This window comes from Mycobacterium hubeiense (genome assembly GCF_002838065.1).
Taxonomy (GTDB): Bacteria; Actinomycetota; Actinomycetes; order Mycobacteriales; family Mycobacteriaceae; genus Mycobacterium; species Mycobacterium hubeiense.
In genome coordinates this window covers 1-23,975 of sequence record NZ_PIZU01000026.1, presented here as the reverse complement: position 1 = coordinate 23,975, position 23,975 = coordinate 1, and the positions used below count along the sequence as shown (strand labels likewise).

General features: G+C 67.1%; 22 protein-coding genes and 1 pseudogene. 4 read left to right on the top strand and 19 right to left on the bottom strand.

Annotation, left to right across the window (positions count from 1 at the left end; all coding sequences use genetic code 11):
- Positions 1–18: 18 nt before the first annotated feature.
- The 7 genes from der to CWS39_RS18945 form a co-directional block, all read right to left on the bottom strand.
- Positions 19–1,422: a ribosome biogenesis GTPase Der gene (gene der, locus CWS39_RS18975; protein ID WP_102144482.1), complete on the bottom strand. Its 1,404-nt coding sequence runs from the start codon at positions 1,420–1,422 to the stop codon at positions 19–21.
- Positions 1,419–2,105, bottom strand: a complete 687-nt coding sequence (cmk, locus tag CWS39_RS18970; protein WP_102144481.1) for a (d)CMP kinase — start codon at positions 2,103–2,105, stop codon at positions 1,419–1,421. The genes der and cmk overlap by 4 nt, the downstream gene beginning before the upstream one ends.
- A complete protein-coding gene (locus tag CWS39_RS18965) occupies positions 2,102–2,845 on the bottom strand; it encodes a pseudouridine synthase (protein ID WP_102144480.1) in 744 nt (247 codons plus the stop codon). The genes cmk and CWS39_RS18965 overlap by 4 nt, the downstream gene beginning before the upstream one ends.
- A complete protein-coding gene (gene scpB, locus CWS39_RS18960; protein ID WP_102144479.1) occupies positions 2,838–3,533 on the bottom strand; it encodes an SMC-Scp complex subunit ScpB in 696 nt (231 codons plus the stop codon). Before scpB ends, CWS39_RS18965 begins: the two co-directional genes overlap by 8 nt.
- Positions 3,526–4,356: a segregation/condensation protein A gene (locus CWS39_RS18955; protein ID WP_233213572.1), complete on the bottom strand. Its 831-nt coding sequence runs from the start codon at positions 4,354–4,356 to the stop codon at positions 3,526–3,528. Before CWS39_RS18955 ends, scpB begins: the two co-directional genes overlap by 8 nt.
- Positions 4,353–5,216 carry a ParA family protein gene (locus tag CWS39_RS18950; protein WP_102144477.1) on the bottom strand — a complete coding sequence of 288 codons (864 nt, stop codon included), beginning with the start codon at positions 5,214–5,216 and terminating at the stop codon, positions 4,353–4,355. The genes CWS39_RS18955 and CWS39_RS18950 overlap by 4 nt, the downstream gene beginning before the upstream one ends.
- Before the next feature lie 132 nt (positions 5,217–5,348).
- Entirely contained in the window at positions 5,349–6,611 is a 1,263-nt protein-coding gene (locus CWS39_RS18945; RefSeq protein WP_102144476.1) for an amidohydrolase family protein, read from the bottom strand.
- Between the two features lie 24 nt (positions 6,612–6,635).
- On the opposite strand from CWS39_RS18945, the gene CWS39_RS18940 reads away from it, so the two are divergent.
- From CWS39_RS18940 to CWS39_RS18930, 3 genes are all read left to right on the top strand, one after another.
- Positions 6,636–7,484, top strand: coding sequence for an AraC family transcriptional regulator (locus CWS39_RS18940; protein ID WP_102144475.1), 849 nt, complete (start codon positions 6,636–6,638; stop codon positions 7,482–7,484).
- A complete protein-coding gene (locus CWS39_RS18935) occupies positions 7,481–8,236 on the top strand; it encodes an O-methyltransferase (protein WP_102144474.1) in 756 nt (251 codons plus the stop codon). The genes CWS39_RS18940 and CWS39_RS18935 overlap by 4 nt, the downstream gene beginning before the upstream one ends.
- Before the next feature lie 125 nt (positions 8,237–8,361).
- Complete coding sequence (locus tag CWS39_RS18930) at positions 8,362–11,580, top strand: DEAD/DEAH box helicase (protein ID WP_102144527.1); 3,219 nt, start codon at positions 8,362–8,364, stop codon at positions 11,578–11,580.
- Between the two features lie 11 nt (positions 11,581–11,591).
- Here the strand turns inward: CWS39_RS18930 and CWS39_RS18925 are convergent, their stop codons facing one another.
- From CWS39_RS18925 to steA, 6 genes are all read right to left on the bottom strand, one after another.
- Positions 11,592–12,140 carry a Uma2 family endonuclease gene (locus CWS39_RS18925; RefSeq protein WP_102144473.1) on the bottom strand — a complete coding sequence of 183 codons (549 nt, stop codon included), beginning with the start codon at positions 12,138–12,140 and terminating at the stop codon, positions 11,592–11,594.
- A gap of 64 nt (positions 12,141–12,204) precedes the next feature.
- Positions 12,205–13,152, bottom strand: coding sequence for a site-specific tyrosine recombinase XerD (gene xerD, locus CWS39_RS18920; protein WP_102144472.1), 948 nt, complete (start codon positions 13,150–13,152; stop codon positions 12,205–12,207).
- Positions 13,149–13,766, bottom strand: coding sequence for an NUDIX domain-containing protein (locus CWS39_RS18915; RefSeq protein WP_102144471.1), 618 nt, complete (start codon positions 13,764–13,766; stop codon positions 13,149–13,151). Before CWS39_RS18915 ends, xerD begins: the two co-directional genes overlap by 4 nt.
- Positions 13,759–15,546, bottom strand: a complete 1,788-nt coding sequence (pyrG, locus tag CWS39_RS18910) for a CTP synthase (RefSeq protein ID WP_102144470.1) — start codon at positions 15,544–15,546, stop codon at positions 13,759–13,761. Before pyrG ends, CWS39_RS18915 begins: the two co-directional genes overlap by 8 nt.
- Positions 15,547–15,673: 127 nt before the next feature.
- Positions 15,674–16,615 (bottom strand): copper transporter, encoded by a 942-nt coding sequence (locus CWS39_RS18905; RefSeq protein ID WP_102144469.1) that lies wholly within the window; start codon positions 16,613–16,615, stop codon positions 15,674–15,676.
- A 10-nt stretch (positions 16,616–16,625) separates the two neighbouring features.
- Positions 16,626–17,810 carry a putative cytokinetic ring protein SteA gene (gene steA / locus CWS39_RS18900; RefSeq protein ID WP_102144468.1) on the bottom strand — a complete coding sequence of 395 codons (1,185 nt, stop codon included), beginning with the start codon at positions 17,808–17,810 and terminating at the stop codon, positions 16,626–16,628.
- 181 nt (positions 17,811–17,991) lie between these two features.
- Between steA and CWS39_RS18895 the strand changes: the two are divergent.
- Positions 17,992–18,253 (top strand): annotated as a pseudogene (locus CWS39_RS18895) (pyridoxamine 5'-phosphate oxidase family protein); the annotation flags it as partial.
- Between the two features lie 7 nt (positions 18,254–18,260).
- Here CWS39_RS18895 and recN read toward each other — a convergent pair.
- Genes recN through CWS39_RS18865 form a run of 6 tightly spaced genes read right to left on the bottom strand, consistent with a single transcriptional unit; the run spans position 18,261 to position 23,803 of the window.
- Positions 18,261–20,015 carry a DNA repair protein RecN gene (recN, locus tag CWS39_RS18890; protein ID WP_102144467.1) on the bottom strand — a complete coding sequence of 585 codons (1,755 nt, stop codon included), beginning with the start codon at positions 20,013–20,015 and terminating at the stop codon, positions 18,261–18,263.
- Positions 20,015–20,938, bottom strand: coding sequence for an NAD kinase (locus CWS39_RS18885; RefSeq protein WP_102144466.1), 924 nt, complete (start codon positions 20,936–20,938; stop codon positions 20,015–20,017). Before CWS39_RS18885 ends, recN begins: the two co-directional genes overlap by 1 nt.
- Positions 20,935–21,744: a TlyA family RNA methyltransferase gene (locus tag CWS39_RS18880; protein ID WP_102144465.1), complete on the bottom strand. Its 810-nt coding sequence runs from the start codon at positions 21,742–21,744 to the stop codon at positions 20,935–20,937. Before CWS39_RS18880 ends, CWS39_RS18885 begins: the two co-directional genes overlap by 4 nt.
- A gap of 6 nt (positions 21,745–21,750) precedes the next feature.
- On the bottom strand, positions 21,751–21,948 hold the full coding sequence (locus CWS39_RS18875; protein WP_199178197.1) for a hypothetical protein: 198 nt from the start codon (positions 21,946–21,948) through the stop codon (positions 21,751–21,753).
- A 21-nt stretch (positions 21,949–21,969) separates the two neighbouring features.
- The gene (locus CWS39_RS18870) at positions 21,970–22,977 is read right to left on the bottom strand and encodes an HAD-IIA family hydrolase (RefSeq protein ID WP_102144463.1); all 1,008 of its coding nucleotides are present in this window, start codon (positions 22,975–22,977) and stop codon (positions 21,970–21,972) included.
- 1 nt (position 22,978) lies between these two features.
- Positions 22,979–23,803 (bottom strand): tetratricopeptide repeat protein, encoded by an 825-nt coding sequence (locus CWS39_RS18865; protein ID WP_199178196.1) that lies wholly within the window; start codon positions 23,801–23,803, stop codon positions 22,979–22,981.
- Between the last annotated feature and the right edge of the window lie 172 nt (positions 23,804–23,975).

Genomic DNA, 23,975 nt, shown 5'->3' with positions numbered 1-23,975 from the left:
CAACTGCGCGCGCCGAAGTCACCGGCGCGATCGAGCGCCCCGCTTCTCGCGCACCCGCACGTTGATCCGAATCGGGCTGCCCTCGAAGCCGAACGTCTCGCGCAGCCGCCGCTCCAGGAACCGGCGATAGCCCGCCTCCAGGAAGCCACTGGTGAACAGCACGAAGGTCGGCGGCCGCGCGGTGGCCTGGGTCGCGAACAGGATGCGCGACTGCTTACCGCCCCGCACCGGCGGCGGGGTCGCCGCGACGATTTCCTTGAAGAAGGTGTTCAGCCGGCCCGTCGGCACCCTGGTGTCCCACGACTCCAGCGACTTCTCCAGCGCCGGCACCAGCTTCTGCACCGCCCGGCCGGTCATCGCCGAGATGTTCACCCGTGGCGCCCACTGCACCTGCACCAGTTCGCGGTCGATCTCGCGGTCAAGCTGATAGCGCCGGTCCTCGTCGACCAGGTCCCACTTGTTGAACGCCAGCACAAGCGCCCGGCCAGCCTCGATCACCATCGAAAGGATCCGCAGGTCCTGCTCGGTCAGCGGCTGCGACGCGTCGATCAGCACGATGACGACTTCGGCGGCGTCGATGGCGCCGTGGGTGCGCACCGACGCATAGAACTCATGCCCGCTGACTTGCCCGACCTTACGTCGCAGCCCCGCAGTGTCGACGAAACGCCAAGTCTTGCCGCCCAATTCGATCAGCGAGTCGACCGGGTCGACGGTGGTGCCCGCCACGTCGTGCACCACCGATCGTTGGTCGCCCGCCAGCCGGTTCAAAAGCGAGCTCTTGCCGACGTTGGGCTTGCCCACCAGCGCCACCCGCCGCGGGCCGCCACCACCCGACGCCAGTTCGGAGACGGCGGGCAGTGATTCGATGACCTCGTCCAGCAGATCGGCCACTCCGCGGCCGTGCATCGCGCTGATCGGATGCGGCTCCCCCAGCCCCAACGACCACAGCGCGGCGGCGTCGGCCTCGCCCCGCTCGTTGTCAACCTTGTTGGCGGCCAAGAACACTGGCTTACCGGACCGCTGCAGCAACCGAGCCGCCGCCTCGTCGGCGGTGGTGGCGCCGACAACGGCGTCGACCACGAAAATGATCGCATCGGCGGTGCGCATCGCCACCGACGCCTGCTCGGCCACCAGCTGCTGCAGACCCTTGGCGTCGGGCTCCCAGCCGCCGGTGTCCTGCACGACGAACCGTCGTCCGCTCCACAGCGCGTCATAGGACACCCGGTCGCGGGTCACGCCGGGAACGTCCTGCACCACGGCCTCGCGACGGCCCAGGATCCGGTTCACCAGCGTCGATTTGCCGACGTTGGGCCGGCCGACGACCGCGACCACCGGCGGTGGCGCGGCCTCCTCGATCGCCTCGGCGACCTCTTCCGCGCCAAGCTCCCAGTCGCTTTCGTCCACCCAGGTGCCGTCACTCATCGCGCCGCCCCGGCCTTCTGTTGGACGAGCGCCTGCAGATGTGCGATCACTTGGGCCTCGGTCATATCGCTGGTGTCGACGATCAGCGCATCGTCGGCGGCCCGCAACGGCGACACCGCCCGCGTCGAATCCAGATGGTCGCGGCGGCGGACATCGGCCAGCACTGCCTCGTAATCGTCGCCCAGACCCGCAGCGACGTTCTGCTCGTTGCGCCGTCGCGCCCGCTCCTCCGCGGACGCCGTCAGGAAGATCTTCACGTCGGCGTCGGGCAGCACGACCGTGCCGATGTCGCGGCCTTCCACCACGACACTGCCTGGGCCCGAAGCCAACTCGCGCTGCAGGCCAACCAATCGCGCTCGCACGGCCGGCACGGCCGACACCGCTGAGACCGCCTTGGTCACCTCGTCGCCGCGGATCTCACCCGAAACATCTTCGGCGTCAAGGTAAGCGCGGTCCTCGTCGGGGTCATAGCCCACCGACAAGGGGACATCCGCGGCGACGGTTTCGATTGCAAGCGTGTCGGAAATGTCGACGCCGGCGCGCAGCACGGCCAACGTGACGATCCGGTACATCGCGCCGGTGTCCAGGTAGCGCGCACCGAGCGCCCTTGCCAATCCCCTTGATACCGAAGACTTCCCGGTTCCGGCCGGACCGTCGACCGCGACGACCAGCGATCTGGTCACAGACCCACCGCCTTGTAGAGTTCGCCGATTTCCTTACGGGTCAGCACCCGGATGCTGCCCGGCCGCTGATCCCCCAGCGACACCGCGCCGATGTCGGTGCGCACCAACTCCTGCACCGGATAGCCGACGGCCGCCAACAACCGCCGCACGATGCGTTTGCGTCCCTCATGCAGTGTGACCCGCACCAGCGTCTTACCCGGAACCGTGTCCACCACCGCGAAATCATCGACATGTGCTGGGCCGTCGTCCAATTCGATGCCGCTGCGCAGCTTGCGCCCCAACCCGCGCGGCACCGCGCCGAGCACCGTCGCCACATACGTCTTGGGCACCTCGAAGGACGGATGCATGAGCCGGTGCGCCAACTCGCCGTCGTTGGTCAACAGCATCAGCCCTTCCGTATCGGCATCGAGGCGCCCGACGTGAAAGAGCTTCTTGTTGCCGCGAACCCGATGCTCCACCAGGTCACCGATGCAGGGCCGTCCCCGGTCGTCCGACATCGTCGAGTGCATACCGCGGGGCTTGTTGATCGCCAGGTGCACCAGGGTGTCGTCGACCGTGACCCGGGCCCCGTCGACGCGGATCACCGAAACCGTCGGATCGACGCGGGTGCCCAGCTCGGTCACCACGCGATCGTCGACCTCGACGCGTCCGTCGAGAATCATCTTCTCGGCCACGCGACGTGAAGCAACTCCGGCCTGCGACAACACTTTCTGTAAGCGCACGCCCTCGGCGTCAGTCATCAGACTGGTCCACGTCGAACGACAGTGATCCCTCATCGGCAGGCTTGCCGCTGAGCTTGACGAAACGTGGTTCGTCTCCGAGGGATTCGCTCAGATCGTCGATCACGTCGACATCGGGCAGCAGCGGGGCGATGTCGGGCAGATCGGCCAGTGACGACAGCCCCAACCGCTCGAGGAACAGCTCGGTCGTCGCGAACGTCACCGCGCCGGTGTCGGGATCGGTGCCGGCTTCGGTGATCAGCCCGCGCGCCAACAATGTTCGCATCACCGCATCCACATTCACGCCACGCACCGCGCTGACCCGGGCCCGCGTCACCGGCTGCCGGTAGGCAACCACCGCCAACGTCTCCAACGCGGCCCGGGTGAGCTTGGAGCGGGCCCCGTCGAGCAGCAGCCGCTCGACGTAGGGCGCGTAGCGGGCGCGGGTGTACATCCGCCAGCCGCCGCCGGCCTCGCGCAGGTCGATACCGCTGTCGCGGGCCGCGAGTTCCTCCGCCATCAGCCGCAGCTTCGCGGCCACCCGATACGCGGGCTGTTCGGTCGCGACCGCCAGCGCCTCCACCGTCACCGGGGTGTCGACCACCAGCAGCAGTGCCTCCAGCACGGCGCCGAGTTCGGAATCCTCCAGCTCCGGCGCCGTCGCGACATCGATACCCAGATCGAGATCCGTCGGGACTTCGTCAGTCATCACCGTCTACTTCCACCGTCTCAGCGGTTGCCAGTTGTTCGTTGGTTGGCAAATCTCCGGTCCACGAAACCTGGAGCACACCAAGCGGTTCTGATTGGTCGAATGCTACCGCCCGGGCCCGATACAGCTCGAGCAGCGCCAGGAAGCGCCCGACGATCTCGATCGCCCCGTCGCAGTCGGCCACCAGCTCGGAGAACGTCGCCCACTGCCCCGCGCCGCGGCGTTCCAGCAGCGACAGCAGCTTCTCGGCCTGTTCGGGCACCGACACCATCGGCGCATGCAGGTGCTCGGTCGCCACCGTCGGCACCGGGCGCGGAGTGAACGCGGCGGCCGCGATCTGGGCGAACGTGTCGGCGTCGACGCCCAGCATCACCTCGGGCAGCAGTTCGGCGTAGCGGTCCTCGAGTGTCACCGCCCGCGGATAGCTGCGCAGCGCCGCGGCTTCCAGTTCGGCGAACATCTCCGCGACGTGCTTGAACGCCCGGTACTGCAGCAGCCGGGCGAACAGCAGATCGCGCACTTCGAGCAGCGCCAGGTCCTCTTCGTCGTGCACCTCCCCGGCCGGCAGCAACCGGGCCGCCTTGAGGTCCAGCAGCGTGGCGGCGATGACGAGGAACGCGGTCGTCTCGTCGAGTTCAAGCTGCGGCCCGATTTCCTTGGTGTAGGCGATGAAGTCGTCGGTGACCTGATGCAGCGCCACCTCGGTGACGTCGAGGCGGTGCGCGAAGATCAGCTGCAGCAGCAGATCGAAGGGCCCCTCGAAATTGCTCAGCCGGACCTGGAACCCTGCCTGCGGAGTCTCGGCGGCCGTAACCTCGTTCACGCGCCGAACCGGTCGATGACCTCGCGAGCCAACGACCGATATGCCTCGGCGCCACCGGATTTCGGCGCCCATGTGGTGATCGGCTCGCCGGCGACGCTGGTCTCGGGGAAACGCACGGTGCGGGTGATGACGGTGTCGAACACCAAGTCGCCGAACCGCTCGAGGACCCGCGCCATCACCTCGCGGGAGTTGACGGTGCGCGGGTCGTAGCGGGTGATCAGGATGCCGCTGATGGACAGCTTGGGGTTGAGCCGGTCGTGCACCTTGTCGACGGTGTCGGTCAGCAGGGCCAGGCCGCGCAGCGAGAAGTACTCGCATTCGGTCGGGATGATCACGCCGTCGCTGCATGCCAGCCCGTTGACCGTGAGCAGACCCAGCGACGGCTGGCAGTCGATCAGCACGTAGTCGTACTGGTCCAGCACCGGATACAGGGCGCGGGCCAGCGACTGCTCGCGACCCACCTCGTTGACCAGCTGGATCTCCGCGGCGGACAGATCGATGTTGGACGGCACTAGGTCCATGTGCTTGACCCGGGTGCGGATCAGCACGTCATCGATCGACACCCGCGGCTCGACCAGCAGGTTGTGGATGGTGTGGTCGAGTTCGTAGTGCGGCACGCCGAGCCCCGCCGACAGCGCGCCCTGCGGGTCGAGGTCGACCAGCAGCACCCGCCGGCCGTACTCGGCGAGGCTGGCACCGAGGTTGATGGTCGACGTGGTCTTGCCGACGCCGCCCTTCTGGTTGCACATCGCGATGACCTTCGCCGGACCATGGGCGGTCTTGGGCTTGGGTTCGGGAATGGTTCGCGGCGGGCGGCCGGTCAGGCCGAGTTCGGCACCGCCTCCGCCGTCGTCACTCATACCCGACCACCGCTGGTCAGGTAACCGACTGGCTTCGCGAACATCCGGGCAAGTTTAACGTCGTGGCAGGACCGGAATGGGCAGACCCGCGGGCAACCTCGCTTTCGATTCGAGATGGCGGCGCCGGCAGGCTCACGCCTTGGCGAGCTGCTTCTGTTCGTAGAGCCGTGCCCACTCCGCCCGCGGCCGGATCGACACGTCGACGTCGGTCGCCTTGGCCCGCAGCGCGCCCACGTTGGCCTGCTCCCGCGGCGTCCATGTGAACGGGTCCCAGCTGAAGAACCGGCAGGAGTTCTCCCACGTGATCTTGTTGATGTCGGAGTCGTCGGCGCCTGCGGCTTCGAGCTCGGCCAGCACCTGCTCGGGCGCGTCGGGCCAGAAGCAGTCCGAATGCGGGTAGTCGCACTCCCACGCGATGTTGTCGATGCCGATCTCGTGGCGCAGCTTCAGCGATGTCTTGTCGGTGACGTAGCACGCCAGCGAGTGCTCGCGGAACACCTCGCTGGGCAGCTTGTCGCCGAAGTCGCGGCGCAGCCACTTCTGGTTGGTGTAGTGCCGGTCGCTGCGGTCCAGATAGAACGGGATCCAGCCGATGCCGCCCTCGGAGAACGCGAACTTCAGGTCGGGATAGTTGCGCATCGCCGGCCCCCACAGCAGATCCTGTGCGCACATCGCCGACACCTGGGTGGCCAGGATGATCAGGTTGTCGATGGGTGCGTTGGGCGCCATGCTGATCGCGCCGAAGCCGGTGCCGATGTGCAGGCACATCACCACGTTCTCCTCCGACAGCGTGCGGAACACCGGCCCCCAGTAGTCCTCGTCGTGATAGCTGGGCAGCCCTTCGAGGTGCGGCAGCTCCGGCATCGTCACGGCGCGGCAGCCCTTGGCGGCGACGCGACGGATCTCGGCGCACATTGCTTCGGGGTTCCACGTCGGCAGCACCGCGATCGGGATGAAGCGGCCCGGATACGAGCCCGCCCACTCGTCGATGTGCCAGTCGTTGTACGCCGACACCATCACCAACGTCACATGCTCGCGATGCATGTTGAGGTGGCGCGCCGAGAATCCGGTGAACGTCGGGAAGCACATCGAGGCCAAAATGCCGTTGCGGTTCATATCGCGGACGCGCTCGTGGACGTCGTACACCCCGGGCCGCATCTCGGCGAACCCGGCCGGGTCGCGGCCCCACTCCTCGGGCGGCCACGACACCACGGCGTTCAAGCCGCTGACGCCCTGCGGGCGGCCCTGGTACATCCACTGGTCGACGCCCTTTTCGTCGGTGACCACGATCGGGGCCTCGTCCTTGTATTTGTCCGGAACGTGGCGCAGGAACATGTCGGGCGGTTCCACGACGTGGTCGTCGATGCTCACCAGGATCAGGTCGTTGACGTTCATACCCAAGTAGTACCGTCTAGCGCTATGACCGTCTCTGCGCGTTCGGCCAAAGGCTTAGCCGAATCGGCCAGAATCGGGCGGGTGGAGTTGCGCCGCGGCGGGCGCGCTCTGGCCGGCAGTCACCTGTACGAGGGCGACCACCTGGTGACGGGCTGGCACTCCCACGACATGCACCAGATTCAGTACGCCGTCGGCGGCGTCGTCGAGGTCGAGACGGCGTCAGCGCACTATATGCTTCCGCCACAACAGGCGGTGTGGCTGCCGGTCGGGCTCGAACACCAGGCGACGATGGTGCCGCCCGTTCAGGTCGTCGCGGTGATGTTCGATCCACAACTCATTCCGTACTCCGGTGACCGTGCCCGGATCCTCGCGGTCTCGCCGCTGCTGCGCGAAATGATGCTCTACGCGTTGCGCTGGTCCATCGACCGCGCGGACAGCGACGAGGTCTCCGACGCGTTCTTCCGCACCCTGGGGCACCTGGTGTCCGACGCGCTGGACCGCGAGGCACCGCTGAGCTTGCCGACGTCGGACGACCCGGTGGTGGCCGCCGCCATGGCCTACACCAAAGCGCATCTGGATTCGGTGACCGCCGAGGAGGTCAGCCGCGCCGTCGCGGTCTCGGAGCGGACGTTGCGCCGGCAATTCCAGCTCAAGCTCGGCTTGTCCTGGCGGACGTATCTGCTGCACGCTCGCATGCTGCGTGCGATGGCACTGCTCGCCTCACCCGGCCAGTCCGTTCAAAAGACCGCCACCGCAGTGGGTTTCGACAGCCTCGGGTCGTTCAGCAGGGCCTTCGCCCAGTTCTGCGGCGAGTCACCGTCCTCGTATCGACGGCGCGTCAGCGAGGGAGCACCGCTAACCTCAACGGCATGAACTGGAAACAGCGGATGCCGCTGCTGCGGTGGTCGTTTTTGCGGCTGGCGCTCGGTGCCCGAAATATCACCAAGACGGGCCAGATCGGCGACGGGCGCGAAGCCGCGGCGGCCGATTACGTCGTCGCCAATGCCCGCGAGGGCGATATCGATGACGTCATCGCCACCATCGACAGGTTCGCGTACGAGAAGTCGTTTCTGATCAACGTCGGCGACGAGAAGGGCGAACTGCTCGACGCCGCGGTGCGTAAAGCGAATCCCGCGCTGGCGCTTGAACTGGGCACCTACTGCGGTTACGGCTCGCTGCGCATCGCCCGGGCCGCACCGACCGCGAAGGTGTTCTCGGTGGAACTTGCTGAGGCCAACGCCGAGATCGCCAGGCGCATCTGGGCGCACGCCGGGGTGGCCGACCGAGTCACCTGCGTCGTCGGGACCATTGGCGACGGCGGCCGCACGCTGGACACTTTGGCCACCCAGTACGGTTTCGCCCCAGGCAAATTGGACTTGTTGTTCATCGATCACGACAAGAAGGCCTATCTGCCCGACCTGCAGAGCATCCTTGACCGCGGATGGCTGCATCGCGGTTCGATCGTGGTGGCCGACAACATCCTGATCCCCGGCTCGCCGAAGTACCGCGAGTACATGAATCAACAGCAGGGCAAGCTCTTCCACACCGTGGAGCACAAGGCCCACGGTGAGTATCAGACGCTGGTGCCCGACATCGTGCTGGAGTCGGAGTACCTGGCCGGCTGATCTTTTGGGGTGTAAGTCATCGCCACACGAGAATCCCAAACCTCAGCTGCACCAGTTTGGGCTGTCGCGCGGCGTGGTTGAGGCTTCACGTCGGACCCCGCCGATACGGTGCGGGCGTGAAGTCGATGGTGTTCCCGTCAATCGACCTGTCAAGTGCCCTCGCGCTGCTCGGTGCCGAAACCTATCGCCGCGGAGTCGTCTACGCGCGCGAGGGCCGGGTGATTCGCAGCCTGTGGGACCCCGACGCGGGCAGCCTGCTCGGCAACGTTCGAGGCAACCGGGGTCGTATGTACACCACAACGGTGCAGCTGTTCCCGGATCGTGGTGACGCGTGGGCCGTCGACGGCGGGTCGTGTAGTTGTCCGATGCAGGAGGACTGCAAGCATGTTGCGGCGATCGTCATCGCGGCCTCCTGGACGACCAAGGCCGGCGTCCAACACAAGCCGCCGCCCGCGGCCGTTCCGTTGTGGCGGCAGTCGCTGGATGCGTTGCTTCCCGCGGATCCCTCGTTCGACGCGTCCACCACGCCGCTGGCAATCGAGCTGACCGTTTCCCAACCCGGCCAATCGCCTGCGCTTGATGCGCGGCTGGTGCGCCCCGGCAAGCGGGGCGGCTGGGTCGCGGGGAACTTGAGCTGGAGCAAGGTCGACATGTTGCGCCACGACGGTTATCCGGACGCTCAGGTTCGGCTGGTGCGGGAGTTCTACGCGACCTACCGCACGTCGAATTCGACCGGCTACTACCACTATTCGTACGGGGACATGAAGACGATCCCGCTGCTGCAGTTCGACTCGCCGCAACTGTGGCCGCTGCTCGACGAGGCGCGACGAGTGGGCGTGCGACTGGTGCAGGCCGGTGCGCGACAGGATGTGCCTTGGTACGCCACGGCGCTGCTGTGCCTCGACGTCAGCCTCGACGAATCCGGTGGTCTTGCAGTCACTCCCGTGCTTCATGTCGACGGCGTAGAAGTACGGCCAATGGCGTTCATCGGATCGTCGGGTCACGGCGTGGTGTACACCGACGGCGGGTTGCGGCTGGCTCGCCTGGAATCGCCCGCGCCGGCGCCGCTGCAACGCATGGCGCTCGGCGACGAATCCCTGGTGATACCCGCGGAGGAGGCGGCCCGGTTCGCCACCGAGTACTACCCGAGACTGCGCCACGTCGCGGCGTTCACCTCGTCGGACGAGTCGTTCACCCCACCGGCGATCGCCGGGCCTGCATTGGTGCTGTGCGCCACCTACCAAGCCGAACATGACTTGGAGCTGTCGTGGGAGTGGGCATACCGCGTGGGCGACAACGAGTTTCGCGCACCTGTCGGTAATATGACCGATGCCGGCTACCGCGACGTCGCCGCGGAGAACACGCTCGCAGCCAGCATCGACGCCCCGTTGGAGCGCTTCGGGTTGCGCGCCACCGACGGCACCCTCATGCCGACGCGGCTGTCCGACCTAGAGACGATGCGGTTCGCCACCGAGCTACAGCCGCTGCTCGTCGAGCATCCCGATATCGCGCTTGAGGTCATCGGAGATCCCGCGGATTACCGCGAGGCCGGCGGCTCCCTCGTCGTCTCGGTGACGACTGATGCCGTCCCCGGTGAGACCGACTGGTTCGACCTGGGTGTCACGATCAGCGTTGAGGGCAAACAGGTTCCGTTCGTCACGGTGTTCACCGCGCTCGCGTCCGGGCAATCGCACCTGCTGCTTTCCGACGGCGCCTACTTCGCGTTGGACAAGCCTGAACTTGTGAAGCTGCGCCAACTGATCGAAGAAGCCCGCGCGCTGACCGACGCCGAGGAAGGGCCGACGCGGATCAGCCGTTTCCAGGTCGGATTGTTCGACGAACTCGCCGAGCTCGGCGTGGTGACGCGACAGGCTGACGAATGGTGCCGCCAGGTCGACGGACTGCGCGCCCTGCAGGGCCTGGAACCGGTTTCCCTTCCGGCCGGATTGTCCGCGGACCTGCGGCCGTATCAGGCCGACGGCTTCGGGTGGCTGGCCACATTGTTCACCTATGGGCTTGGTGGGATCCTGGCCGACGACATGGGCCTCGGCAAGACCGTTCAGTCGCTGGCGCTGATCTGCCGTGTCCGAGAAGAGAATTCGGGCACGCCACCGTTCCTGGTGGTTGCCCCGTCGAGTGTGGTCGCGAACTGGGCCGCCGAGGCCGCGCGGTTCGCTCCCGGACTGTCGGTGGTCGCGGTCACCGACACCCTGCGGCGCGCCGGCGCCGACCTCGACGAGCTGGCCGCGGGTGCCGACGTCGTCGTCACCTCGTACACCCTGTTCCGGCTTGACTTCGACTCCCACGCCGCCCGGCCTTGGTCGGGGCTGATTCTGGACGAAGCTCAGTACGTGAAGAACCGCCACGCCAAGACCTACCACTGCGCACGCAAGCTGGCCGCGCCGTTCAAGCTGGCCATCACCGGCACGCCGATGGAGAACAACCTCATGGAGCTGTGGTCACTGCTGTCGATCACCGCGCCCGGGCTGTTCCCCAGCCCGACGAAGTTCGCCGACTTCTATGCCAAGCCGATCGAGAAGACCGGCGACCCGGAGCTTCTCGCGCTGTTTCGCCGCCGAATCAAGCCGCTGGTGAAGCGCCGCACCAAGGAGCTCGTCGCCACCGAGCTGCCCGCCAAGCAGGAGCAGGTCCTCGACATCGACCTGCCGGTCCGGCATCGCACGCTCTATGACAAGCGGCTGCACCGCGAGCGCCAAAAGGTGCTCGGGCTGCTCGATGACATGCACAAGCACCGCTTCACCATCCTGAAATCGCTGACCGTGCTACGACAGATGGCGCTGCACCCCGGTCTCGTGGACCCCGCACACGACGCGTTGGCCAGCGCGAAGATCGACGTGCTCACCGAGCACCTGCGCGATGTCGCCGACGGTGGCCACCGCGCGCTGGTCTTCAGTCAGTTCACCCGCTTCCTCGGCCGAGTCCGCGACCGCCTCGACACCGAGGGTATCGACTACTGCTACCTTGACGGGCGAACCCGCAACCGCGCCACGGTGATCCAACGGTTCAAGGACGGAACCGCGCCGGTGTTCCTGATCAGCCTCAAGGCCGGTGGGTTCGGGCTGAACCTGACCGAGGCCGACTATTGTTTCCTACTCGATCCGTGGTGGAACCCGGCCACTGAGGCCCAAGCCATCGACCGCACCCACCGCATCGGCCAGAGCCGCAACGTGATGGTGTACAGGCTCATCGCCCGCGACACCATCGAGGAAAAGGTCGTGGCGCTCAACGCCCGCAAGGCAAAGCTGTTCGCCAGCGTCATCGACGACGGCAATGCCTTCGGCTCGGCCATCACCGCCGACGATATCCGCGGGCTGCTCGCGTGACGCAGCAGATGTCAATCTCCCAGGCCGTCAAGGTCGAGGTGCAGTGCGGCGGGAACGCTCGTCGTGAATCTGCCGGTGATCGATGGTGATTCCTGGTAGCCGAAATCGCCTGCTAGATGGAGTGCCGTAAGTGTTGCCGGCGGGCCGAGCTCGATGATCCAGTAGTGCCCGATCCCCGCCTCCGCGTATTCCGATCGCTTGGTGACGGTATCCGTTCGTCTGGAACCGGGTGACACCACCTCGATCGCGACCAGTACATCCGAGCCGTCCAAGCGTTTATCCGAGCCAGCCTTGCGCGTGATAACGATGTCGGGGATGCGAACGGTGGGCGGGTAGGAGTCATCGACACAGACCTCGAACTCGATGAGCGCTTCCAGATCATCTGGCAGCTGATCATCAAGTTGCTTCGCGATACGGAACACCGCCCTTGCATGGGGTCGCAGTGGCCTCGGAGTCACGATAAGCACGCCCTCCTGCAGCTCGAAGTGGGCGCTGTTGTCCTCTGGGCGCGCATCCCACTCCTCAATTGACAGCAGCCCAGGCAGGTGGACGCTCGTCATCGCATTCCCGCCTCCTCTGACAGTCGCGAATCTCAGCGTAGCCGCCGTAAAGGCGTTCAAGCGGCTACCGCGCCCGCGGATGCGCCCCCGCCCATACCTCACGCAGCGCGTGCACGGTGACCATCGTGTAGATCTGCGTGGTGGTCACCGATGCGTGGCCGAGTAGTTCCTGCACCACCCGGACGTCGGCACCGCCGTCGAGCAGGTGGGTGGCGAACGAGTGCCGCAGCACGTGTGGTGATACCGCCGACGTGATGCCCGCGCGCTCGGCGGCGTCTTGCAGCACCTGCCATGCGCTCTGCCGGGATAGCCGCCCGCCGCGGGCGTTGAGGAAGATCGCCGGCGTGCCCCGGCCACGACGGGCCAGGTCCGGTCGTCCGCGCACCAGGTAGGCGTCCAGCGCGGCGACGGCCGGCCGGCCGATCGGCACCAGCCGCTGCTTACCGCCCTTGCCGTGCAATAGCACTGACCGCGCTTCGGTGTCGATATCGTCGAGGTCCAGACCGACAGCTTCGGAGATGCGCGCGCCGGTGGAGTACAGCACTTCCAGCAGCGCCCGGTTGCGCAGCGTCAGTGGTCCATCCGCCTCGCTCTCGCCGCCGGCGGCCTCCAACAGGGCCAGCACCTCGTCGATGGTCAGGCTCTTGGGCAGCCGCCGGCTCGGGGTGGGCGGTTTGACCGCACGCGCGACGTCCAGTTCGGTGAGCCCCTCGGCGGCCGCGAACCGGTGCAGGCCGCGCACGGCGACGACGGCCCGGGCCGCCGAGACCGCCGACAGTGGCGGGGTCCCGGTGTCCGGGTCGCCGCGACGCAGCGACACCAAGAAGTCGCTGACGTCGGTCTCGGTGACCTTGGCGAGATCGTCGACTCCCCGCTCGGTCAGATGTGCGACATATCGCCGAAGGTCGCGGCGGTATGAGCTCAAGGTGTTCGCGGCCACGCCCCGCTCGATCGTCAGATGGTCCAGGTAACCCTGCACCTGGTCCTCCAACGCCGACCTGAAGGTGGTCATTGGTGTCCCTTCCGGCGCGCGAAGGCCGTCGGCCTGTCGACCCACGGGGCGTCCACCGGCCTCAGCGTGGCCTCGGTCGCGGTGTGCGCGGCGAGAATCCCCGCCACCGCAATGGCATTGGCGATCTCACCACCCAGCACCATACGGACCGCCTCCGACAACGGGAACCATTTCACGGTCAGATCGGCTTCCTCGTCGTGGGCGTGCGGTCGACCAACATCGGTCAGCCCGGTGGCCAGATAGACCCGCACGCTCTCGTCGGAAAAGCCTGGCGTGGAATCCAGATCGACCAGCGTCCGCCAGTTTCTGGCGGCCAGACCCGCTTCTTCTTCGAGCTCGCGCGCCGCGGTCACGTGCGGCGGTTCGCCGCCCAGATCGAGAAGCCCTGCCGGCAGCTCCCACAACCGCCGGCCCAGCGGATGGCGGTACTGGTACACGAGCACGATGTTGTCGTCGTCATCCATCGCAACCACGGCCACCGCGCCGAAATGTTCGACGACTTCACGGCGGGCGACGTTGCCGCCCGGCATACGCACCTCGTCGGCGCGCAGCGCGAAAATCTTTCCGACGTAGATCGTTTCGCTGTTAAGCGTCTCGAAGTCGTGTTCAGCCACGGACTTCGGATTTTTGCAAGGGAGCATCTTGCAGCAGTCGTCCGACGGCTTCGGAATTGCCGTCGGCGTGTTCGGCCCCGTTGGACTTCTGTTCGGGGATCTCGACCGGCAATCGCTCGGCGGCCTTGTACTCCAGTGACGCACCGATGAATGCGACGAACAGCGGATGCGGCCGGGTGGGCCGGCTCTTCAACTCGGGGTGGGCCTGCGTACCGACGATGAACGGATGCACATCGGCGGCGTACTCGACGAATTCGACCAGGTGCCCGTCGGGTGACGTTCCGGAGAAACGCAACCCGCTTTCGGCGATGCGGTCGCGGTACGCGTTGTTGACCTCGTAGCGGTGGCGGTGTCGCTCGGACACCTCGGTCGCCTGATAGGCCTGCGCCACAATGGATCCCGGTTCCAGGATCGCCGGATATGCGCCCAGCCGCATCGTGCCGCCGAGGTCGGCTTCGCCGGCCACCGCGTCGCGTTGGTCGGCCATGGTGGAGATGACCGGGTCGGGCGTCTTGGGGTCGAACTCCGCGGAGTTGGCCTCGGTGAGCCCGACCGATCGGGCCGCCTCGATGACGATGCACTGCAAGCCGAGACACAGCCCGAGCACCGGCAGACCCCGTTTACGGGCGTAGTGGATGGCGCCGATCTTGCCTTCGATACCGCGGATGCCGAATCCACCGGGGATCAGCACGCCGTGTACGTCGTTGAGCACGGCCGCTGCGCCGCTTTCGGTTTCGCAGTCATCGGACGCCACCCAGCGCATCTCAACCTTCGCGCGGTGCTTGAAGCCACCCGCGCGCAGCGCCTCAGCGACCGAGAGATACGCATCGGAGAGGTCGATGTACTTGCCCACCAAGGCAATGCGCACCGTCTCCTGCGGTTCGTGCACCCGGCGCAGCAGATCGTCCCACTCGGTCCAGTCGACGTCACGGAACGGCAGGCTGAGCCGGCGCACCACGAACGCGTCGAGTTCCTCGCGGTGCAACACTTTCGGGATGTCGTAGATCGACGGAGCATCCGGCGTGGAGATCACGCCGTCGATGTCGACGTCGCACATCAACGCGATCTTGTTCTTCAGCGGTTCGGGCACATCACGGTCACAACGCAGGATCAGCGCGTCGGGTGTGATACCGATGCTGCGCAGCGCCGCAACCGAATGCTGGGTGGGTTTGGTCTTGAGCTCACCCGACGGCGCCATGTACGGCACCAGCGAGCAGTGCAGGAAGAAGCAGTTCTCCCGGCCCACCTCGTGTCGCACCTGGCGCGCCGCCTCGAGAAAGGGCAGCGACTCGATATCGCCCACGGTGCCGCCGATTTCGGTGATCACCACATCGGGCCGGTGCCCATCCGCGTCGGGTTTTGCCATCGCCAGGATGCGGCTCTTGATCTCGTCGGTGATGTGCGGAATCACCTGAACGGTGTCACCGAGGTATTCACCGCGGCGTTCCTTGGCTATCACCGACGAATACACTTGTCCGGTCGTGACATTCGCCGAACCGGACAGATTGCGGTCGAGGAAGCGCTCGTAGTGGCCGACGTCGAGGTCGGTCTCCGCGCCGTCCTCGGTGACGAACACCTCGCCGTGCTGGAACGGGTTCATGGTGCCGGGATCGACGTTGAGATACGGGTCGAGCTTTTGCATCGTCACGTGCAGACCCCGCGCGGTCAGTAGCTGCCCGAGGCTGGACGCGGTCAGCCCCTTGCCCAGTGACGAGACGACGCCGCCGGTTACGAAGAGGTGCTTGGTAGCCGTTTGCGGGTGCTTGCGTAACGCTGGCAAGAGCAACCTCCGTGACGACGGGCAGGGCTTGATTTTCTAGGCCGAGTCCTAGTTGGGGGCCTGCCGACCCACGGAATCTCACCTTAACACCGACGCCGACAAGCCGTCGCTGACGCGCCGAGTGAGGCTATTGCGGGACGGTGACCGACGACGCCGCTTGACCGACGCCGTACTGGCCGGGCCGACCACCGTTGATCAGGTCGGCCAGCGCCAACACCGCGGTGATCCGCCCGGAGCTGGCGTTGAGATTGTCGACGGTGGTCACGGCCGCCGTCAGCGCGGGATCGGACCTGGTCACCGCTACCGCCGCGGTGCCGGACGCGGAGCCCTCGCGACCGGCCAGCACGGTGCCCGAACCGTGCGCCGCCAGGCCTGACGCGAATCGAGCCACGGTGGCGCCGGCGTTGCCCGCATCCTCGGCCAAACCACCACCCGTCACGACCAGCGCGGTGTTTGCCGGACCGACGCGTTGCTCGCCGTATCTCACAAAGCCGGTGTCGCGAAGCGCCGCCAACACGGTGTCGCGCTGTTGGTCATTGACCCCCGGCGCCTTCGGGTCCTTGTTGAGCAACAGCGCGATGCCCAGCAGATCGCCGGCCTGAGAGCCTTGATCGACTGCTTTGGTGCTCAACTGCGCACCCGCGGGCACGATCGGCGAGTTCACCACCGAGAGCAACTTCTCCGCGGAGTTGGCGTCGACGAATTCCTGCGTGAGTGTCACGGTTCCGGTGACCGAACCGCCGGCCTGGCCGACCAACCGGGTCAGCGCCTCGACGTCGTCGTCGGACGCGTCGGGCGTGCGAAACATCACCACCGACTTGTCCCGCATCGTGTCGCGCAGAATGCGCGGCGCCATCTGAGCGTCAAATTCCCCTGCAGCGCTGAGTTTTTCGTTCAGTGCATTCTTGTCCTCGGTGAGGACGTTGATCTGGTCCTGCAGCTCGTTCTTGTCGTCACGCAGGCCGGACAGCACCGTGTTCGACAGCAGTCCGGATCCCAGCGCCACCCCGATGGCCAACGCGATGAATACCGACGCCAGCGAGATCGCATGTGCGCGTAGGGAAATCACTGGATGGCCCCTAGCTGATCCAGCCCTGTACCCACAGCGTGAATCGGTTCCAGTAGTCGACGATCCAGTCGAGCACCGCGCCGTCGGCTTGCGAGACCCACAGCGCGACGATCACCGCGACCAGCATGGCCAGCACCAGCAGCGCGATCGCACCGCCCGACACCCGGCTGCGGTACAGGGTCGCAACGGCTTTCGCGTCGACGAGCTTTTCGCCGACCTTCAGCCGGGTCAGGAACGTCGACGGCAGGCTGGACTGGCGCGAGCGGTCGAAGAACTCCTCGATCGTGGCGGTGTGCCCGGCGGTGACGATCAACGACGCGCCGTGGTGGTCGCACAGCAGCAGCGCCAGGTCGGCCGCCGAGCCGGCCGCCGGGAACGTCATCGCCCCCACGCCGAGATCCTGGATGCGTTCCAGCCCCGCGGCGTGCCCGTCGGCGTCGGCGGGCAGCACCACCTGTGCCCCCGAACGCAGCACCTCGGCGCTCATCTTGTCGGGGTCGCCGACGATGAGTTGCGGGCGATACCCCGCCTTGCGCAGCACGTCGGCGCCGGTGCCGACACCGACCAGCACCGGTTGGTACTCCTTGATGAACGGCTTGAGTGCCTTCAGATCGTCGGCTGCGTTGGGTTCCTCGGCGACGACGACCACGTGCCGACGATTGACGTCGACAGCGATGTCGGGGATGCCGATGCCGTCGATCAACAGCGGACTCTCGCTGCGGATGAATTCGATGGTGTTACCGGCGAACGCCTCCAGATGGGCCACCAGGCCGCTCTTGGCCTCGTGCATGAGGTGGTGGATCTCGTGGTCGGTGCGTTCGGTGCCGAGGATCAGCCGGCGATCGCCGGAATAGACGCCGCCGTTGTGCAGGCGGACCCGGGCGCCGTCCTTGACCTTCTTGAACACCTCGGGGCCGGTCTCGTCGATCAGCGTGACGCCGTTGGCGACGAGGACTTCCGGACCCAGATTGGGATAGCGACCGGAAATGGACGGCGACGCGTTGACGACCCCGGCGACATTGGCCTCTACCAGCGCATCTGCGGTGATCCGGTCCAAGTCCAGCGCGTCGATGACGACGATGTCGCCGGGTCCGACGCGCCGCAGCAGCCGATCGATGTCGCGGTCCACTCGGGCCGTGCCGATGACGCCCGGCCGCGAGCTGGCATTGCGGGACAGCAGTGCAGACATCTTCATGCGCCCGATTCTGTCCAGGCGCGGCGGATATCTGGCGGAGGCGCGCCGTAACATCAGCCCCACAAGTTAGCTTTTGTCACCCCTGCCACAGCCTTTTCCGTCGAGACTGCAGCCAGATCGCGATTTTCGACGATTTCGCGATCTGTGCGCAGTCTCGACGACGCGCAGCACGGCGCGGCGCTCGCCGACGCGACTGCGCTGGCCGGATTACCGGGGCAACTCCATGTTCATGACCCTCGGCAACATCGCGGTCGATCCTCGTGCTCGATTGGCGCACCGGCGCGACGCTGCAGATGACCGGCACCGCCGAAATCATTTGGGAGGCTTCAGGTCCGGGCTCGCAGTGCGCGGTGGAGTTGACGATTCAGCGCGTGGTGCAGCTCGCCGGCGTAAGCCCGCTGTCGTGGGGCGCCGCCGAGCTCTCGCCCGCCAACCCCGTGTGACGGAGACTCAGAAGGCGTTGACCTCCTCCCGCGCCGCCTCCAGCAGCTCGCGCGCGTGCGCCCGGCCGCTGTCGGACTCCCCCAGCCCGGCCAGCATGCGGGCCAGTTCGGCGACCCGCTCGTCGTCGTCCAACCGGCGCACGCCGCTGGACTTCTTGGGTCCACCCCCGTCCACCACCAGGTGCACGTCGGCGTAGGCGGCGACCTGCGGCAGGTGCGTAACCACGATGACCTGGTGGGTGCGGGCAAGACGAGCCAGTCGTCGGCCGATCTGCACCGCGGCGCGGCCCCCGACGCCGGCATCGACCTCGTCGAAGACCATCGTGGTGCCCTCGGCGGAGGCGGCCAGAACCACTTCGAGCGCGAGCATGACACGGGAGAGCTCTCCGCCCGAGGCGCTCTTGGCCAGTGGCAGCACATCGGTGCCCCGGTGTGCTGCGAAGCCGAACTCCACACCGTCGACGCCGTCGTGGCCGGCGTGCACCACCACGCCCGAGGGCAATGTGACGGGTGCCGAGTCGTCGGCCCGTGCGGTCAGCGGCGCGACGGTGACGGTGAACTGGGCGTCTGCCATCGCCAGCCCGGCCAACTCTGCGGTCACCGCCTTGGCCAGCCGCTTGGCAGCGGCGGTCCGCGCTTTGGTGAGGTCGACGGCGGCGTCGACGACCTGGGCTTCGAGTTCGGCGACGCGGCGATCCAGGCCGGCAAGCGCTTCTTCGGACACATCCAGCTGCGCCAACCGCTCCGCCGACTCGCGAGCCCAGTCCAGCACACCGTCGATGTCGGCAGCATACTTGCGCGTCAACGTCCGCAGCTGGGTTTGGCGGGCCAGCTTTGATTCCAATGTCGATGCGTCGCTGGGCAATTCGGACAGATAGTCACCGAGTTCGCCCGACACGTCGGTGATCACCGCCAGCGCTTGGCCGAGCTGTTCGGCCAGCGTCCTCAGGGTCGTGTCGTCGGTGGACTCCAGCGTCGACTTCGCTTGTGCCACACCATCGCCCGCAGCAAGCGCATCGGGCAGCTCGTCGGCTCCCGACAGCGCCGCCCGCGCAGTCTGGGCGGCTTCTCGCAGCGCGTCGAGTTCCGAGAGCCGCCGGATCTCCTCAACCAAAGCGGTGTCCTCGCCGGGTTCGGGTGCGACGGTCTCGATCTCGTTGATTCCGAACTTGAGCCGGTCGGCTTCCTGCGCGAGTTCGCGCGCCCGCTGTGTGCGGTCGGCCAAGTCGCGACGGGCCTGCAGCCATTCGTCGCGGGCGGTGCGGTACCGCTTCAGCTGAGTGTCGACATCGGCGAACCGGTCCAGCGCAACCCGTTGCTCGTCGGCGCGCATCAATCGCAGTTGGTCGTTCTGGCCGTGCAGCGCCAGCAGTTCGGTGGTGAAGGTGCTCAACGACTTCGCGGGGACGCTGCGGCCACCGAGGTAGGCGCGCGACGGCCCGTCACGGCTGACCGAGCGCGCCGCGATGATGCTGCCGTCATCGTCACGGTCGGCGCCCGACGATTCCAGGATCTCGTCGACGAGACCGCTTACGCCGTCACCGAGTTCGGTTGTGGTGAAGCGACCTTCGACCACCGCGCGGTCGGCTCCAGAACGAACCCTGGTGGGGTCGGCGCGGGCTCCGCCGAGCAGATGCAGGCCCGTCACCACCATCGTCTTGCCTGCGCCGGTTTCCCCGGTCAGCACCGTCAGCCCGCGGTCGAATTCGGCGGTCGCCGCGCTGATCGCGCCCAGTGACTCGATGCGGATTTCGGATAGCACTACTGTCCGCGCCACCCCGTGACCGGCAACCGGAACTTGCGCACAAGGCGGTCGGTGAACGGCGCGCTGTCCAGGCGCACCCATTTGACCGGCGTGCCGCAGCGCGTCACCTCCAACCGTCCGCCGGCCGGCACCACCATCTGGCGACGGCCGTCGCAGAACACGAGGGCGTCGTGACCCCTCGCTTCGACCTCAATCGCGATCGCAGCGTCCGGGCTGGTGACCATCGGCCGGGCGAACAGTGCGTGAGCGTTGTTGGGCACCACCAAAATCGCATCCAAGTCCGGCCACACGATCGGTCCGCCGGCGGAGAAGGCCCATGCGGTGGAACCGGTCGGCGTCGCCACCAACACACCGTCGCAACCAAACGCCGACACCGGACGCCCGTCGACCTCCAGCACCGCCCCGAGCACGCCGAGGCGGGGCCCCTTTTCCAGGCTCGCTTCGTTCAACGCCCAGCCACGGTCGACGATTCTGCCTTCGGCCCGCACCACCACGTCGAGCGTCATGCGTTCCTCGACCCGGTAGTCACGACTGATGACGTGGTCGAGCACTGCGTCGATGTGGTCGGCTTCGGCTTCTGCCAGAAAACCGATGCGACCGAGATTGACGCCCAGCACCGGGATCTCGACGTTGCGGGCCAATTCGGCGCCGCGCAGGAACGTGCCGTCGCCACCGAGCACGATCACCAGCTCGCAGCCTTCGGCGGCACGCTCGTCGGGATCGACGACCTCGATGTCGACGCCCAATGCGCGCATTTCGTCGGGGGCCAGGTGCACAGGCCCACGGTCGACAGCTTCCGCGGACAGGACGCGCAGCCCAATGGCATTGTCGCCAAGCACTTTCTCCACCCGGCGGGCCACTTCGGTCGCCTCGTCGCGTCCCGTGTGGACGACCAGCAGGACGGTGCGTTCGCGCGTCATTGGGGTCCCTCCGTGACGGCCTCGCGCACCGCCCGCTCGAGCGCTTCGCCCTGCAGCGGTTCGTCGGTTTGGGCGCGGAGCCGCAGGAAGTACTCGACGTTGCCGGCCGGCCCGGGCAAGGGGCTGGCTGTCACGCCGACGGTGCGCCACCCCAGCGAGTCCGCCCGCTTGGCGACGCTGAGCACCGCCTCGGCACGCAACTGTGGGTCTGTGACGACGCCACCGGCGCCGACGCGATCCTTTCCGACTTCGAACTGGGGCTTCACCATGGGAACGATATCGGCGTCGTCCGACGCGCAAGACACCAGCGCGGGCAGCACCGTCGCCAGGGAGATGAACGACAGGTCCGCAACCACCAGGTCGACCGGTCCACCGATCGCCGCGGCGGTCAATTCCCGCACGTTGGTGCGTTCGAGCACCCTCACCCGCTGATCGGACCGCAGCAACCAGGCCAGCTGCCCGTATCCGACGTCAACGGCGACGACTTCGCGTGCGCCGCGGTCCAGCAGCACCTCCGTGAAGCCGCCGGTGGAGGCGCCGGCGTCAAGGCAGCGTCGAGCGGTCATCTCGACACAGAACGCATCCAGTGCGCCGATGAGCTTGTGCGCACCGCGCGACACCCACGACCGTTCGTCGGGGTTTTCGACGGTGAGGTTGGCGGTCACCGCGATAGCAGTCGCCGGTTTGGCCGCCCTCATCCCGTCGATGCTGACCCGCCCGGCGCCGATCAATTCTGCTGCCTGCTGGCGAGAGCGTGCCAGCCCGCGACGGACCAGCTCAGCGTCAACACGAGCGCGCCGCGCCACCAGTGCTCACCTGTCCGTTCCCGGGGCCGCCGGTCCCTTTTCAACCGATTCCAGCGCGCGCACCAGCAGGTCGTGCGCTTCCTCCAAACGTGCGGCAATGGTGTTGATGTCGGCCTCGGCGACGTCGCCGTCCACATCGAGGTCAGGCAGATCGGCCAGCAATGCGGCGATCTGGGCTCGAATCTGGTCGGGGTCGGTGCTCATAACGCTATTCACGCTAGTCGATCAGACCGTCACCAGTGACCAGCGCGCCAGCGCCTGCCGCGCCGTGTCATCGCCGGCGGCGACCGTCCATGCCGCGCCGTCGCGGTCGCTGTTCCACATCGCGTGAGCGACGGCACGGACCACCGACAGCGAGTCGGCGGGTTCTTTGCCGGTGGCGCGCACCGTTACACGCGTCGCATCGACGTCGACGTGCCAGGCGGGCTGCGGCGCGATCCGAAGCGTTTCGGCAGGCGCGAAAATCGAGCGCAGATCTTCGGCGAGGTAGTAGGGGCGCTGCGCCGCGACAGCGTGCACGGTTTCGGCGGCCGTGCTGACTCCGCTGAGCACCAGCAGGCTGGGCAACCCGGCGGCGTTGGCTCCGGCGATATCGGTGTCCAACCGGTCGCCCACCACCAGCGGAGCGCGAAACACCCCGCGGCTCAAGGCATCCGTCAACAGCGTCGGCTGTGGCTTGCCCGCCACTTGTGGCTCCCGTTCCGTCGCCGCGCGAAGCGCCGCGACCATCGCCCCGTTCCCCGGAAGGAGTCCCCGCTCGGACGGCAAGGTCAGATCGACATTGGCGGCAACCCAGAGCGCTCCACCGCGAATGGCCAACGCCGCCTCGGCCAGGTCCGGCCAGCCGGTCTGCGGTGAATGGCCTTGGACCACAGCCACGGGTGCCTCCGAGGCGAGCCGGACGGGTTTCAGCCCGACGTTTCTCACTTCGCCGGCCAATGCTTCGGTGCCGACGACCAGAACCGCTGCGCCGGCGGGCAATTGCGTCGCCAGCAGATGGGCGGCGCTTTGCGCACTCGTCACCACATCGTCTGGTGCGGCGTGAAATCCCATCGCCCGCAGGTGTTCGGCGACCTCATCGGGCCCACGCGAGGCGTTGTTCGTGACGAACAGGACACGCGCGTCAACCGCGGCCAGGGTTTCCACGGCGCCAGTGGTCGGCTCATGGCCGCGGAAAACAGTGCCGTCGAGATCCACCAGCAGGCAATCATGTTCCTGCGCAAGCGTCGTCACGTCAGCTGAGCTCCGTGATCCGCTCTTCAGCATCGGTGACACCGTCGACGTCGGCGGCGGCGGCGTTGATGAACCATTGCAGCGCCTCATCCTTTCGCTCAACAGCGAGCAGCGTCTCGGCGTAGGCGTAGAACAAGCGCGCCGCCGTTTGTCCGGTTCGGGTGCGGTCAAGTTGAGGCGTGGACAAAATGGCCAGGGCTTGTTCTAACTGCCCGAGGTCGGATCGGGCGCCGGCGACCACGATGCGGAGTTCGTCGGCATCGTCCCCGGTGAGTTGGGCGGCCTCGGGGCTGCGGGCCAGCTCGATGGCCCGTTCCGGCCGGCCGACGCCACGCTCACAGTCCGCAATCAACGGCAGCAGAGGCGATTTGCTGCCCAGCCGGCGAGCGGCGCGGAGTTCGGCGAGGGCCTGCGCCCAGTCACCGCAGTGGTAGGCAGCGATGCCGACGGCCTCGCGCACCGCCGGGATCCGGCCCGACCGGGCGCGGGCCGCGCGGGCGTGGGCAAGAGCCGCTTCGGGATCGTCCTGGAGAAGCTCGCCGGCGGCGACGAGGTGGCGCGCGACGGTGTCGGCGGTGGCTCGGTCCAGGGTGGTGAGCTCGCGGCGGATTTCGGGCGCCAGCTGTTTGGCCTCGATCTCCGGCGGAATTCGCGGGCCATCCGAGCGAGAGGTTTCGTCGGATTTGGGCTGGGAGCGACGCGCCCGATCGGGCCCCGACGAGCGCGGCGCCGAAGGGCGATCGCGTGGTCCCCGGCGCGGACCACCGGCCCCTGCGCCGTGCCGTGAACGCCGGCCGTTGTCACCGCCTTGCTTGTCTGGAACCACGGATGCCTTTCTACCCGACGAGCCGTCCCGCAAATGATACGGGTATCACCGACCACAGAGAATTTGCTCGATCGAGAATTCGAATTCGGGGCAAACATAGAATCACCCCCCACGTAATTGTGGGGGGTGATTCTAATGTGTGTTCGGCGGTGTCCTACTTTTCCACCCGGGT